Origin of the sequence: Psychrobacter sp. T6-5 (assembly GCF_052258485.2) — a bacterium.
Taxonomy (GTDB): Bacteria; Pseudomonadota; Gammaproteobacteria; order Pseudomonadales; family Moraxellaceae; genus Psychrobacter.
In genome coordinates, this window is sequence record NZ_JBQQEY020000001.1 from 2,122,078 (window position 1) to 2,135,654 (window position 13,577).

Consider the following 13,577-nt stretch of genomic DNA (forward strand, 5'->3'; position numbering starts at 1 on the left):
CTCGATCGATAAACAAACGAATAGATGAGCCGATATATTTCTACAATACTGCTTTTGGATACGAGCCTAAGATGCGCAGATCTTTTACCAGTGGGCGAATATCGTTGATAGCGGCGCTGACATTTGGATCATTGATATGACCGTTCATATCAATAAAGAACACATATGCCCACTTATTAGGACGCTCAGGACGTGTCTCGATACTGGTCATCGATACGCCATGATATGACAAAGGTTTCAAGATTTCGATCAATGCACCAGCTCTGTCATGGGCTGAGACAACGATGGAGGTTTTGTCTTGACCAGAAGGCGCAATGGCCTCATGACCGATGATAAGGAAACGGGTGGTATTGCTTGGGTTGTCTTCAATGTTTGAATAAAGCTTATGCAAGCCGTACTCTGCAACCGCAACGTCACCAGCGATTGCTGCTGAATGCCATTCGTTTTTGAGGCGACGCGCCGCTTCACCATTACTTGATACCGCAACGCGCTCCACATTAGGAAAATTCACATCTAGCCAATGACGGCACTGCGCCAATGACTGCTGGTGCGAATAAATACGGCTCAAACCATCAAGCTTAGTATGCTCAGCGACCAAGAAGTTTTGATGAATAGGTAGTTCAACTTCACCAATAATTTTTAGCGTAGAAGATAAGAATCCGTCCAAGGTATGATTGACTACCCCTTCTGAAGAGTTTTCGACAGGGACAACGCCATACATCGCAGTGCCTGCTTCAACCTCACGGAATACATCGGTAATGGTCGTCATTGGTACGGTATCAGCAGCTTTGCCAAAATGCTTTAGTGCAGCGGCATGGGTAAAGGTGCCAACTGGTCCTAAGAAAGCAATACGCTGCGGCGCCTCTAAGTCTAGGCATACCGACATAATCTCACGGAACAAACGCGCCATCTTTTCGTCAGCGATTGGACCAGTATTGCGCTCCATAACCGCTTTTAACACCTGTGCTTCACGCTCAGGACGATAAAAGATAGGGTTGGTATTGTCGTCAGCGGCAGTGTGGTTTTTCTTTACCGCTGCCACTTGTTGCGCCAGCTTGGCACGGTTATTGATGAGCGTTTGGATTTCGCAGTCGACAGCATCAATGTTTTGGCGAATATTGTCTAAAAACTCTTTTTCAGTTGCGGTGTCGCTAGCGCCTGCGGCGGTTTGATTTAGATTGTCCATGGTTTGTTCTGGTGACTGCTCGCTCATTACCGCCCATCCTTTTTAGATTTTATCACTGTTAGGTATTACTAATATTTAGATATGAATATCTGCTAAATTTTACTGTGTTTTTTAAATGCTTCGACTATCTCTACATACCGATAGTGGTTGAGAGTGTCATTATGAAGTCATTGGTAAATAGCGGTCAATGACCAAAACTATTTTAACCATCATCCAAAAACAGTCTATCAGAAACATCGCGCGTCATTGGCGTTCTCTGGTATTACTGCTATATTGGTCGCAAAGTAAGCAAGACCAGCGGATGACCGGCTCTACTATAGCAAAAACTCAGGTCAGTGCCCATTCGTAAATAGTGATAAGCCAGCAAATTATTATTAATATTATCACAGTTAAGTGATATGACAGTGGCGCATAGCACAACTATGAGCAAACACACGTAGAAAACTGTGTTACAGTTTCCATTCAGCTCCCTACCCTGCGATATATAAGAGGAGCACCACATCATTAATAAGAAAAAGGATACCTGATGAGCGCATTACAACAATTACGTACTATGACGACCATTGTCGCTGATACTGGCGACCTTGCTGCTATTGCCCGTCTAAAACCCATCGATGCGACCACCAATCCAAGCCTTATCACCAAAGCCCTCATTCATCCTGATAACCAAGGTATGCTATCAGAAACAATGAGCCGCCATAATGGCGATGTAGATACGGTGATTGATGCCCTAACCATTCAAGTTGGTTGTGATATTTTGGCACTTATTGAAGGGCGCGTTTCTACCGAAGTCGATGCGCGTTTGTCTTATGATACTGGGGCGACGATCGACAAAGCCTTAGCTTTTATGGACGCTTATCAAAAAGCTGGCATTGACTCAGAGCGAGTATTGATCAAAATGGCAGCAACTTGGCAGGGAATTGAAGCGGCACGTTATCTTGAAACCCAAGGCATTCACTGTAATTTGACTCTATTATTTGGTCAGCATCAAGCAATCGCCTGCGCAGATGCGGGCGTGACGCTCATCTCTCCTTTTGTAGGGCGTATTTTAGATTGGCAAAAACGCCAGCAAAGCCGTCAAAACGTGCCAGCTTCTGAAGACATGGGCGTACAATCTGTCAAACTTATTTACCAATACTACAAGCAGCATGGCTATCATACGCAAGTCATGGGGGCAAGTTTCCGCTCGACTGAGCAGATATTGGCACTCGCAGGTTGCGATTTGTTAACCATTGCGCCCAACCTAATCGATGAGCTGGCAGCCATGGATATTGATGTGCCTCGTCAGTTATCGCCGAGCATGTCCATGGATATGCAAGCGATGAGCCAAGTGAGCTTGACGCATGAAGAGTTTAGCGCGGCCTATCAGCAAGACAAGGTCACACAAGACCTATTACCAAAAGGTATTGATGGTTTTATTGGGGCACGTGATGAGCTTGCGAAGACGTTAGCGGCCATTCGCGGGCAATAAACGAGGCACAATAAGCACTCGTCTGGCACAAAAGATATTTGCCTGCCCATAGTAAGTTGGCTATCATGAGCGACTTCAGATAACAAGAAGCAAGGCTTAAGTATGAAACGGCTATCAATGTTATTGGCAGGCAGTGTTTTAATGACCAGCGCCTATGCGGTCAATTGGGTAGAGGTGACCGAGAGCGACTCTGGATCGACGTTTAGCTTAGATGTAGACTCTATCGAACACTCTGACATCAACATCATAGACGAAAAAGACGTCGAAAACATCACTGTCTCTTTGCTAAGAACCTATCCTACGCAAAAAGATAAGAGCACAGTGAAAGAAAAACCCATCCATCATAGCGATCAGCAACTACTGATTTCTTGTAAAGATTTCAGTTACTATAAAAGAGCTTACGTCGATTATAGTGCTGATAATAAAGTCATTAAGTCTTGGCAATCAGAAAAGCCCATACTGACCACCAAAGACTTTAAGATCACCACACCAAAGACCGTTGGTCGCACGCTGATCGAGTACGCCTGTAAAAGCTACGAGCAAAACAAATCGTAATATCATTAGACTCACCACAAAAAAAGCGCCCTGATTATTTTCAGGGCGCTTTTTTATACTCTATAAATTTTCTTGAACAATCAGACTTACGCCTTTAGTACCGTATAGACAGGTACTGGGAACTCGCCGTGTAGCTCAACCAAATCTAATAAAACTAATGCGCCGACCACAGTATGATCGGCTGACTGGCATAACTCATAAGCGGTCGTCAATGTGCCTCCAGTCGCCAAGATATCATCGACCAGTAGTACGCGTTCAGGTGGCAAGTTGTTTTGCATCTCAAGCGTGTCTTTCCCATACTCAAGCGCATATGCTTTATTAGCGACAGGTGGTGGCAGTTTACCTGGCTTACGGAGCAAGATCATGCCTTTGCCCAGACGGCCTGCTAGCATACTGGCAAATACAAATCCACGTGCTTCAACAGCCCCTAAGCAATCCACCTCATCCATCAGTCCCTCTGGCAATGCGGCAAGCAGCGCATCGATGACAGCATCAATATGACTGCGTAGTAACGGGGTAATATCATAAAAATCAATGCCGACTTTTGGAAAGTCTGGTACTGTGCGAATAATCTGCCAAAACGGATGGTCAGTATTGAGCATCGTAGTCGTCTCATTTTCGGTAGTGGCAGATGTGGCGGCGTTAATACTCATGAAAACCCTTAGCGTGTGTGTTTATATGGTTTAGATAATAGTTAAATACGAATGTATCAGTGCTAAATAATGGATAACACTGTGAATTTAGCGGCGATTATTATAGCATAATTGACTTTCTTATTGCAGATTGGCAACCGATATTGTATTTGGTCGCAGCAAAATAGTACGAACTCATACCTTGATAAAAGATAAGTCATCTCAATATACAAGTGTAAACTTAACTATGAAAATAACGGTTATATGCTAAACTACGTGCGCTTTTACCGTCTAATATAATGACTGTAATACGAAATATAAGCGTTTATGACGCACTGTGACACTGGTAATGATCGATAGGACTATTTATGAAACGTTATGAATGTATTGTCTGCGGCTGGATCTATGACGAAGCGCTTGGTTGCCCTGAAGAAGGTATTGCCCCTGGTACCAAATGGGAAGATATCCCTGATGACTGGACCTGCCCTGAGTGCGGTGTCGGCAAGCTTGATTTTGAGATGCTTGAGCTGTAGTAGATGACCCTCTAATTAGGACACTTCATGACAACATCAAATGACATTAATAGTGCCAAATTGCCGGAAACGTCAGATACCAGTTTAGACAACACTCTAGACTTTTACCCTACTCCTGAATGGCAACGGTTTGGGGATCATCAGTGGCGCGACTCCGATCTTAGCCAACACCTTCATCAAGCGATGATTGATATTGGTGATGGTATAGAGCTGTGTGTCGAAGCGGGTGGCAACCCTAACAACCCACCCCTACTGATGATCATGGGACTGGGTTCGCAAATGATATTTTGGCCAGACAATTTTATTAAGCGCTTTATTGATGCTGGTTTTTTTGTGATCCGTTTTGACAATCGTGATATCGGCCTGTCTTCTAAAGTACAGATCGAGGGCCTACCTCGTATCAGCCAGCTCAAAATGATGGTACGTCTACAAACGGGTCTATCGAACAAAAGCACTCAGGTTGCTTATAACTTGACTGACATGGCAGAAGACACCGCGCGTTTGATCAAGGCGCTAAAGCTTGGCAAAACGCATCTGCTTGGTGCCTCTATGGGCGGGATGATTGCACAAATTGTGGCGGCACGTTATCCAAGCTTGGTACAGCGTATGGCGCTTATGTTTACCACGACCAATCGAGCATTTTTAAAACCGCCAAGACCTAAGCAGCTATACACCCTCATCAATCGCCCAGAGAGCCACTCTGAGCGTGATATCGTACGCCATAGTGTCTGGTTTATGAAAACTGTTGGTACACCAGGTCACGTCAATGTGCGCATGGTGCGTGAAATTGCCAAAATTCGCTATCAACGCAATTTTCACCCACTCGGTACGGTGCAGCAGCTCAATGCCATCTTGGCATCAGGCTCTATCAGTCGCTTTAGTAAGCAAGTCAAAGCACCGACGATTGTATTACATGGTAGTGCTGACGGATTACTACCGGCGTCACAAGGTCGAGTGGTGGCAAAAACCATCCCTAATGCCAAGTTTCATTTAATCGAAGGTATGGCGCATGATATTCCAGAATATTATCAGCCTTATATGGTCGATTTGATTAGCAATCATTTGTTAGAAAAATAGCTATTATCTCATAGTAACACTAGCCATAAAAAAGAGTGCAAATCCTATCGATAACGGATAGGATTTACGCTCTTTTTCGTTGTATACCAATTATAGATATAACGCTAATCGCAGCTGACACCTGTACCTTCTTTATCGATACACATTTTATTGCCATTTTTTAAATTGCCGATCCATGCCTTACCACCTGTAAATACAAATGAGGGTTGACCCTTATAATTATCATCAGCCAATACCCCATCATTAGTGAAGCGAAAAGGAATCACTAGCTCACCGCCCAGATTGACAAAGCCCCACTCCTCTCCGATACGAACGCCCGCGAATTCTTCAGAGAATGGACGAACTTCATCGAACGAATAGGTAATCATCGTAACGTCGTTGTCGTCAACAAAGCCCCATTTTCCATCTTGCTGACGTGACTGTAACGTCGTAAAACGTGTAGGTGCAGGTTGTCTTGATTGTGATGATATATTGTTAGGAGAAGCTGTGGATTTTTTAGCCGACTGACTATCATCCTGAGCATTTGGATCACGCGTCGCATTACCATTTTTATCCAACCAACTTATCGCACTGTTTTTACGGACGCGCGCTCTCCCATTACGATAATCATCGATCTCATCAATCGATGCTGAAAACGAGACAACCGTGCTGTTGGAGGTATTGATAACACCGTAGTTACCATCTTTTTTTACGACGATACGGCCTTCAGATACTGGACGTGCCCACCCTTGATTCCCTGTGAGCATATCGTACATTGCAGGCACGACCTCGCGGCCCTGCATATTGAGATAACCGACTCGACTGTTGCGCAATACAGGTAGTAACCCGCCCGATATCTTGTCGGCATCGACTTTCTGATAGCGTGATAACTCAACGACCCTTTTACCGTTGCTGTCAATCAGAGCAACTGGCGCACCAAAATCTTTTATTGCCAAAAAATAGCCGCTAGTAGACGTACAAGAGACGTTTTTATAGTAGCTTTTGGGGAGCTTGCAACCAGCCGCTTGGGCGCTAGGCATTAAAAAAAATACACTAGAGACGATACCTATCGCAAAGCTAAATTGCGATACTTTTAGAGGCAAACTAGAGGTCACATTTGGTTGTATTTTTGACATAAAATGTCGGAGCATAAGCAAACCTAGGAAAAAAATATAGATTGTTTGATATAGCGAATCATGACTGATGATTTTATGAGTACTAGATTAACAAATTGTGATATCAGCGCCAACGTCATTCCTGTAAGGATGTGACTCGATTATATAAGCGCTGTTGTGCAAGCATTATTGTGTGAGTAAGGTCACAAGATGGTTCTACTGCCCGAGAGACTTTTTCGTACTGTGTAGTTTAATAGGTTATCTATAGCAACGACCTATCTAATAACCAGAATAAATTTTGGTTTTACCATTTCATTTTTTGCTTAAAACCACGACAATAGGGCTTTGGCTAACCCTCACATTGGTCTAGTACCATAAAAATAATAATATAAGGACGTTTTATGGCGACTGCTTCTTCACGCGCTGCCCCTATTGGCCTAGTCATCGGTTGCATTATCTTTGGGCTGGGCAGTCTGATTGTCGCTCACGTCGATATCGGTGGCTGGGCGATGTCATTTTGGCGACTGGCCATTTCAGGTATTGTCTTTGCGATTTTAGCCAAAGTGATGCGCCAACAGATGCCACAATCAAAACGTGCTATTTTTTATGGTTTATTGTCAGGTGCATTCTTAGGATTAGACTTGGCGCTTTGGCACGAGAGCATTTATGCTGTGGGTCCTGGTATTTCGACCCTGCTCAATAGCTTACAAATCTTCTTCTTAGCTGCCATTGGTTTTTTATATTTCAATGAGCGCCAATCTATCGTGCAGATCATCAGTTTATTTTTAGCGATGCTGGGCGTTGCAATGATAGGCAGCCCTGAATTTGCACACAATTCAGCGGCCACTTGGGGGTTTGTCACAGGTATTGTGTCAGGAGCAATGCTAGCCGCGTCGATGACTTTTATTCGAAAGACACATGATACTGAACCGACACCGATATTTATGCTAATGCAGCTGATTAGTATCGGTGGCGTCTTAGCGATGATTGTGCCTATGTTCATATTCGATACAGGTCATATCTTGCCCAACACATGGTCGGAGATTGGTTGGGTGCTTATCTACGGCACAGTGATGCAGTGTTTGGCATGGGGCCTGATTGCCTACTCTATTCCCAAGTTGTCTCTGGCACTGACTGGTTTGTTACTATTAACTGAGCCTATTGCAGCACTTGTCATTGATTATAGCTGGCTGGACAAACCTATCAACAGCTTACAATGGGGCGGCGCCTTGTTAACCATGTTTGCTATTTATTTAGGGTCACTAAAGCCAAAGCCACGCGCCCTACGCCGCTATCGATTTTTTTCAAGGTTTTATAAGCGAGACTATAAGTAATTAAATAATATTGATACGGTTACTCAACACCGTCATTCAACAAAAAGCGCCCATGCTACAGATAGCATGGGCGTTTTTTGTTAGATAAGGTATGCGTTTACTATTTTTATTCGATAGGCTCAAACTTTAATCTGATCAGCATTACTTATTTAACGTCAGAGCTTTGGTTAAACAAAGCATTCAACACAATAGCGGCTAAAGTAGCGGTACCTATACCACCCAAATCAAAACCACCTAAGTGCAAGCTAAAGTTACCTGTACCCATGATTACAGTTACTGCCGCGATGATCAGATTACTATTCTTACTAAAATCGATGTGACTGTCGATCCAAATTTTTATCCCAGCGATCGTGATCAGACCGAAAACGACGATAGAAGCGCCGCCCAATAAAGCCGCTGGTATCGTTTGGATAATGGCACCAAATTTTGGTGATAACCCTAATATAATAGCGACTACACCTGCGACGACAAATATCGTTGTGCTATATACTTTGGTGACAGCCATAACACCGATGTTTTCAGCATAAGTAGTCACACCTGTACCGCCAAATCCTGCTGAGAAAGTCGTTGCCAAGCCATCAGCAAAAAATGCTCGGCCCATATAAGGGGTCACGCGAGACTTGGTCATACCTTCCACTGCCTTAAAATGACCTAAGTTTTCAGCGACCAAAATAAAGGCGACAGGCGCAATGAGAATAATAGCGCTCATCTCAAAGCGTGGGGTATGAATGCTTGGTAGGCCAAACCATGAAGCCGCAGCAACTGCGCTAAAATCGATCGCCGTCCCAAAACCTAGGATATTGGTCATCACAAAATAAGCAATGTATGATAATACCAAACCCACGAGTAGCAGCAAACGACGTAACATGCCACGGGTAAACACAGCCACTGCACTGATGAGTAGTACGGTCAACGTGGCCATCCAAGCATCAAACTGATTGGCAGATACACCCTGAATAGTGACTGGCGCCAAATTAAGACCGATAATCATGACAATGGCACCGGTGACGATAGGCGGCATCAGGCGCTCAATCCAGCCAGTGCCTGTTTTCATCACCAACAGGCCAATCAACGCATAAATGATACCGCAGGCCATGATACCGCCTAGCGCGACATTCAAATTGGCATTGAACCCTGCCCCTGCATACGCAGTCACCGCAATCACTGGACCAATAAAAGCAAAGCTTGATCCCAAGTAGCTTGGCATACGCCCACCAGTGATCATAAAGAACATCACCGTACAGATACCAGACATCAAAATGGCTAAGTTAGGGTCAAATCCCATCAATAATGGCGCAAGGACGGTCGCACCAAACATGGCAAATGTATGTTGTATACCAAGTAATACACTCTTTGATGGTGGCAGATAATCATTGATACCCACTGGATCGCGATCCAAATCGCCTTTGTAAGGTCGCCATATCGGAAACCAGCGACCATTTTCAAAATCTGGATTGTGCGGATAACTGATGGCTGCTGAATCAATACCTGCAGCCTCTAATGAGTTTTGAGCTGACTGATCTTGAGCGCTGTTGTCTGAAGCTGATGATGGGTCTTTTTGAGATGGCATGCGCGCGTGTCCTATGTGAGCTGAGGTAATAGGCTAAAATAACTGATAGAGTAAAAACTGAGCTGAATTGAGAGGCTGATAGACAGGGTTGTATGGATAGCAGGTCATATAGGTAGAAAAACGCTATAATCCTCTACCTATAATATGTCATCCCAATTCATTCATTTATGTTGTAATATGACAAACCAAAAGTGTTATTTGGTATGATAGCCAAGCCTTGCTAGTTGTATGAGAGTAATATGTACTATTAAAAATACTTTTGGTCTTCTACAAGCTAGCATACTTAATAGCGATACTGACTTACAGGATGTTACATAGTCGTTGACTCCGAGCATGATAGCGGAGTTTCAAAATAAATAAAAGTGATTATTCAGTCACCACTTGTACTCTTTTACAGCACCCTTTCCATAGACAGCCACTCACAAGTACCTTTTAACGGTGCCTGCGAGCGATGACTGCCTATTATATTTTCAATAAAAGCGCTCAATGCAATCATCACAATTGCTCAAGCTTTTGAATTTTTCGGTAACTCATTATGATTAGTATTTTTGATCTATTTAAAATCGGCATTGGTCCTTCGAGCTCACATACAGTGGGACCAATGGTGGCAGCCAATTTATTTTTAGCCTCATTGAACAAGCAAATGGAACTGACGGCTATCGCAAAGATTGAGATCGAGCTTTATGGCTCTTTGGCGGCGACAGGAAAAGGGCACGCAACAGATACTGCCATATTGTTAGGCTTACTTGGCCATACACCTAGCACCATTGATACACGTATGACCAGCAGCTATCTTTCTCCTATTTTTTCTGGCAAAACATTAGATGTGTCAGGTATTCACACGATTGCATTTGATACAGAGCAGGATATTTATTGGTACGACGATACTGTCCTGCCCTATCACCCTAACGCATTGACGCTTCGTGCTATATCGACTGACGGTACTCGTTATCAGCAGACCTACTATTCGATTGGTGGTGGTTTTGTCATCAATGAAGAGGATGCCACCAATCCGGATGAAGATCATGCCAGCCCAACGATCGATAGCGTCCCTTATCCTTTTAATAACGCAGCAGAACTACTAGAACAATGTCGTCAGTATGACTTGAGTATCAGCGAGTTGGTATTGGCCAATGAATGCCACTTCCATGACAAAGAAGAAGTATTTGCCTACCTAGATAGCATTTGGGAGGTCATGCAAGATTGCGTTAAGCAAGGCTGTGAAAATGGTGGTATTTTGCCAGGTGGCTTGGATGTCAAACGCCGTGCACAAGATTTGCACATGCAACTGTCTGCAGAGAAAGACCAACCTATCACCAAAACTGATAAATTAGCCGCCATGGATTGGGTAGACTTATACGCGCTCGCCGTCAATGAAGAGAACGCCAATGGCGGAAAAGTCGTGACCGCACCGACCAATGGCGCAGCAGGTATCATTCCTGCAGTATTGCACTACTATCGTGATTTTTTACCTAACTATAGCCAAGATGGTGTCCGCAAGTTTTTATTGAACGCCACCGCTATCGGTAGCCTAATAAAGCAAAACGCCTCAATCTCTGGTGCTGAAGTCGGCTGCCAAGGCGAGGTTGGATCGGCGTGTGCGATGGCAGGTTCTGCATTAGCAGAAATCATGAATGGCACACCTGCTAAATGTTTAAATGCGGCAGAAATCGGTATTGAGCATAATTTAGGTCTAACCTGCGACCCTATTGGTGGTCTAGTGCAGGTGCCTTGCATCGAGCGCAACGCCATGGGTGCGGTCAAGGCTATCAACGCAGCACGTCTGGCCTGTAGAGGAAATGGCCAGCACTTTGTTTCTTTGGATAAGGCTATAGAAACCATGAAGCAGACAGGTGCTGATATGTCTGATAAATATAAAGAAACCGCTCGTGGTGGCCTAGCTGTCTACGCTGATAATAGAATTCCTACTGCAACGCGCGGTGTTAGTGTTAACTATAGTCAATGTTAATGTAACTGATAAATTTTACCTTTAACCACGCTATCTCATCATCGCAGCAGATATCATATCAATAAAAAGGCCGCTAATAGATTAGCGGCCTTTTCATTAAGCGTATACTTTCAAGCTGTACTATTCAGCAGTTTTTGAAACGACTTCGTTTAGAATCCAAACTGGTTTGACCACATTAGAGCCTTCAGCAGTGACTGCTTCTTGGCGTACATCTAAGACATAGCGGTAGTTTGGCTCGTAAGTAAAGCCTTGTATATTACCATTTAGAGTGGTGTAGTTTTTCTGATAAGTTTGGCGATACTGTAGGCACTGTGATTCAACCATCGTACCGTCTGTTGCAGTCAGGTCACAAACTGCTTTACGCGGTGCAATTTCTACTTCAAAACTTGGAATATTTACCACTTTGACGTTCATAGGCTGTCCTTCTACAACCATTGTACGCTCATTGTCCATGTCCATAGTAGAACAACCAGTAAGAGCAAAAGTTGTCATCAATGCTGCAAGTGCTAATTTTTTCATTATTCAATCCTCAGATAATTAGTAATAATTCTTCGTTTTCTATCTAAATTTATTATTTTAAAAACCTTATTGCATTTTCTTATGCAACAGAGCTTCTTTCTATCATGATGATATTTAGAGTCACGCTAATTGAAATCTCTAGCCAGCTTTACTAGCGGTGTAGTAAATATCATCTGTTTACCCGAGCAAGTATAGGCCTCAACTTACCTTACTCTCTATGACTGCTTTGTAAAGTAACGTCAGCTTTTGCAACTGATGTTAATAAAGCGTATTGAATGACAGAGTAATTTGATAACAGCTTAGTGTTAGACACAAAAAAGCCAGAGCAATATTTACTCTGGCTTTTTGTAAATAGATTTAAAAAAATCTATTGGGATTGAAACTTTCAAGCCCTTTTCTAACTGCGATAGTCAGCGTTTATCTTGACATAATCGTATGACAAATCGCAGGTATACACCGTATCGCTAGCATCACCACGAGCAAGATCAATATGAATGGTAATCTCCGCGCGACTCATGACTTTCTTACCTGCTGCTTCTGTATAGCTGGGCGCGACACCGCCATTTTGACAAATCATCACCTCATCCAAATATACATCGACTTGCTCGGTGTCTAGGTCGTCAATACCAGCATAACCGACTGCCGCCAAGATGCGTCCCCAGTTTGCATCACTCGCAAAGAATGCCGTTTTTACCAGTGGCGAATGCGCCACTGCATAAGCCACATCGCAACATTCTTGCGTGGTCTGACCACCAGTCACTTTGACGGTCATGAATTTAGTAGCGCCTTCACCATCACGCACAATTAGCTGTGCCAAACGTACAAATACTTCGGTCAATGCATCAAAAACAGGTTGATAATGCGGATGTTCTGGGCTATCAATCATATCTGAGCTGGCAGCGCCTGTCGCAATCAATACACAGCAATCATTGGTCGATGTATCACCATCAACGGTAATACGATTAAAAGATTGCTCATTGATAGCGCTGAGCATCTCTTGCAATAAATCGGCGGCGATATTGGCATCAGTTGCAACATAACCCAGCATAGTCGCCATATTTGGACGTATCATGCCTGAGCCTTTTGACATGCCAGTGATATGACAGCTAGTACCTGCAACATCGATTTTTTGGCTAGCAAGCTTAGGGATAGTATCTGTCGTTCGGATACCATTAGCAGCAGCCAGCCAGCTGTCAGAAGCCAAGTTCGCCAGCGCATCGTCTAAACCTGCAATGACCGCGTCACTATTTAATGGCTCGCCAATCACGCCAGTAGAAAATGGCAGTACTGTATTAGCCTCTACGCCAGCCTTGTCAGCCAAGGCAGTACAGATTTCAGTAGCGCGGCGTTTACCATCAGCGCCCGTGCCTGCGTTTGCATTACCTGTATTGGTTACCAAATATCGCGGACTGGCGTTGGCAAAGTGCTCACGTAATATACGTACAGGCGCGGCGCAAAATGTGTTTTTAGTCGTGACAACTGCGGTCGTGGCCTGTTCAGCGATTTCAATCACGACCAAATCATCACGATTTTTATAACGTACGCCCGCGGCAGTTGCGCTCAGCTTAATGCCATCAATGGGATAAATAGTATCAGGTACTGCTACGTTTCCAACAGTCATAATAAAATCCTTATTT

Annotated in this window: 12 protein-coding genes; 6 read left to right on the forward strand and 6 right to left on the reverse strand. The window is 43.9% G+C overall.

Annotation, left to right across the window (positions count from 1 at the left end; all coding sequences use genetic code 11):
- Positions 1-40 precede the first annotated feature (40 nt).
- On the reverse strand, positions 41-1,213 hold the full coding sequence (pheA, locus tag ACTXGK_RS23740; protein ID WP_058024282.1) for a prephenate dehydratase: 1,173 nt from the start codon (positions 1,211-1,213) through the stop codon (positions 41-43).
- 499 nt (positions 1,214-1,712) lie between these two features.
- On the opposite strand from pheA, the gene ACTXGK_RS23745 reads away from it, so the two are divergent.
- Both ACTXGK_RS23745 and ACTXGK_RS23750 read left to right on the forward strand, forming a co-directional pair.
- Positions 1,713-2,657, forward strand: coding sequence for a transaldolase (locus ACTXGK_RS23745; protein ID WP_443515397.1), 945 nt, complete (start codon positions 1,713-1,715; stop codon positions 2,655-2,657).
- A gap of 102 nt (positions 2,658-2,759) precedes the next feature.
- A complete protein-coding gene (locus ACTXGK_RS23750) occupies positions 2,760-3,212 on the forward strand; it encodes a surface-adhesin E family protein (RefSeq protein WP_427643408.1) in 453 nt (150 codons plus the stop codon).
- A gap of 86 nt (positions 3,213-3,298) precedes the next feature.
- Here the strand turns inward: ACTXGK_RS23750 and ACTXGK_RS23755 are convergent, their stop codons facing one another.
- A complete protein-coding gene (locus ACTXGK_RS23755) occupies positions 3,299-3,865 on the reverse strand; it encodes an adenine phosphoribosyltransferase (RefSeq protein ID WP_371531413.1) in 567 nt (188 codons plus the stop codon).
- Positions 3,866-4,212: 347 nt separating this feature from the next.
- Between ACTXGK_RS23755 and ACTXGK_RS23760 the strand changes: the two genes are divergently transcribed.
- Together ACTXGK_RS23760 and ACTXGK_RS23765 are read left to right on the forward strand one after the other, a co-directional pair.
- On the forward strand, positions 4,213-4,377 hold the full coding sequence (locus ACTXGK_RS23760) for a rubredoxin (protein ID WP_057759803.1): 165 nt from the start codon (positions 4,213-4,215) through the stop codon (positions 4,375-4,377).
- Positions 4,378-4,404: 27 nt separating this feature from the next.
- The gene (locus ACTXGK_RS23765) at positions 4,405-5,454 is read left to right on the forward strand and encodes an alpha/beta fold hydrolase (RefSeq protein ID WP_443515395.1); all 1,050 of its coding nucleotides are present in this window, start codon (positions 4,405-4,407) and stop codon (positions 5,452-5,454) included.
- Between the two features lie 104 nt (positions 5,455-5,558).
- Here ACTXGK_RS23765 and ACTXGK_RS23770 read toward each other — a convergent pair whose 3' ends face one another.
- Complete coding sequence (locus ACTXGK_RS23770; RefSeq protein WP_443515393.1) at positions 5,559-6,569, reverse strand: WG repeat-containing protein; 1,011 nt, start codon at positions 6,567-6,569, stop codon at positions 5,559-5,561.
- 380 nt (positions 6,570-6,949) lie between these two features.
- Between ACTXGK_RS23770 and ACTXGK_RS23775 the strand changes: the two genes are divergently transcribed.
- Positions 6,950-7,882 carry a DMT family transporter gene (locus ACTXGK_RS23775; RefSeq protein WP_394210920.1) on the forward strand — a complete coding sequence of 311 codons (933 nt, stop codon included), beginning with the start codon at positions 6,950-6,952 and terminating at the stop codon, positions 7,880-7,882.
- A 145-nt stretch (positions 7,883-8,027) separates the two neighbouring features.
- On the opposite strand, the gene ACTXGK_RS23780 is transcribed toward ACTXGK_RS23775, so the two are convergent.
- Complete coding sequence (locus ACTXGK_RS23780; RefSeq protein WP_443515391.1) at positions 8,028-9,452, reverse strand: solute carrier family 23 protein; 1,425 nt, start codon at positions 9,450-9,452, stop codon at positions 8,028-8,030.
- A gap of 535 nt (positions 9,453-9,987) precedes the next feature.
- Between ACTXGK_RS23780 and ACTXGK_RS23785 the strand changes: the two genes are divergently transcribed.
- On the forward strand, positions 9,988-11,421 hold the full coding sequence (locus tag ACTXGK_RS23785; RefSeq protein WP_443515389.1) for an L-serine ammonia-lyase: 1,434 nt from the start codon (positions 9,988-9,990) through the stop codon (positions 11,419-11,421).
- Positions 11,422-11,541: 120 nt separating this feature from the next.
- On the opposite strand, the gene ACTXGK_RS23790 is transcribed toward ACTXGK_RS23785, so the two are convergent.
- Positions 11,542-11,940, reverse strand: coding sequence for a DUF4377 domain-containing protein (locus tag ACTXGK_RS23790; protein WP_394210923.1), 399 nt, complete (start codon positions 11,938-11,940; stop codon positions 11,542-11,544).
- A gap of 397 nt (positions 11,941-12,337) precedes the next feature.
- Positions 12,338-13,561, reverse strand: coding sequence for a bifunctional glutamate N-acetyltransferase/amino-acid acetyltransferase ArgJ (argJ, locus tag ACTXGK_RS23795; RefSeq protein WP_443515387.1), 1,224 nt, complete (start codon positions 13,559-13,561; stop codon positions 12,338-12,340).
- Positions 13,562-13,577 lie beyond the last annotated feature (16 nt).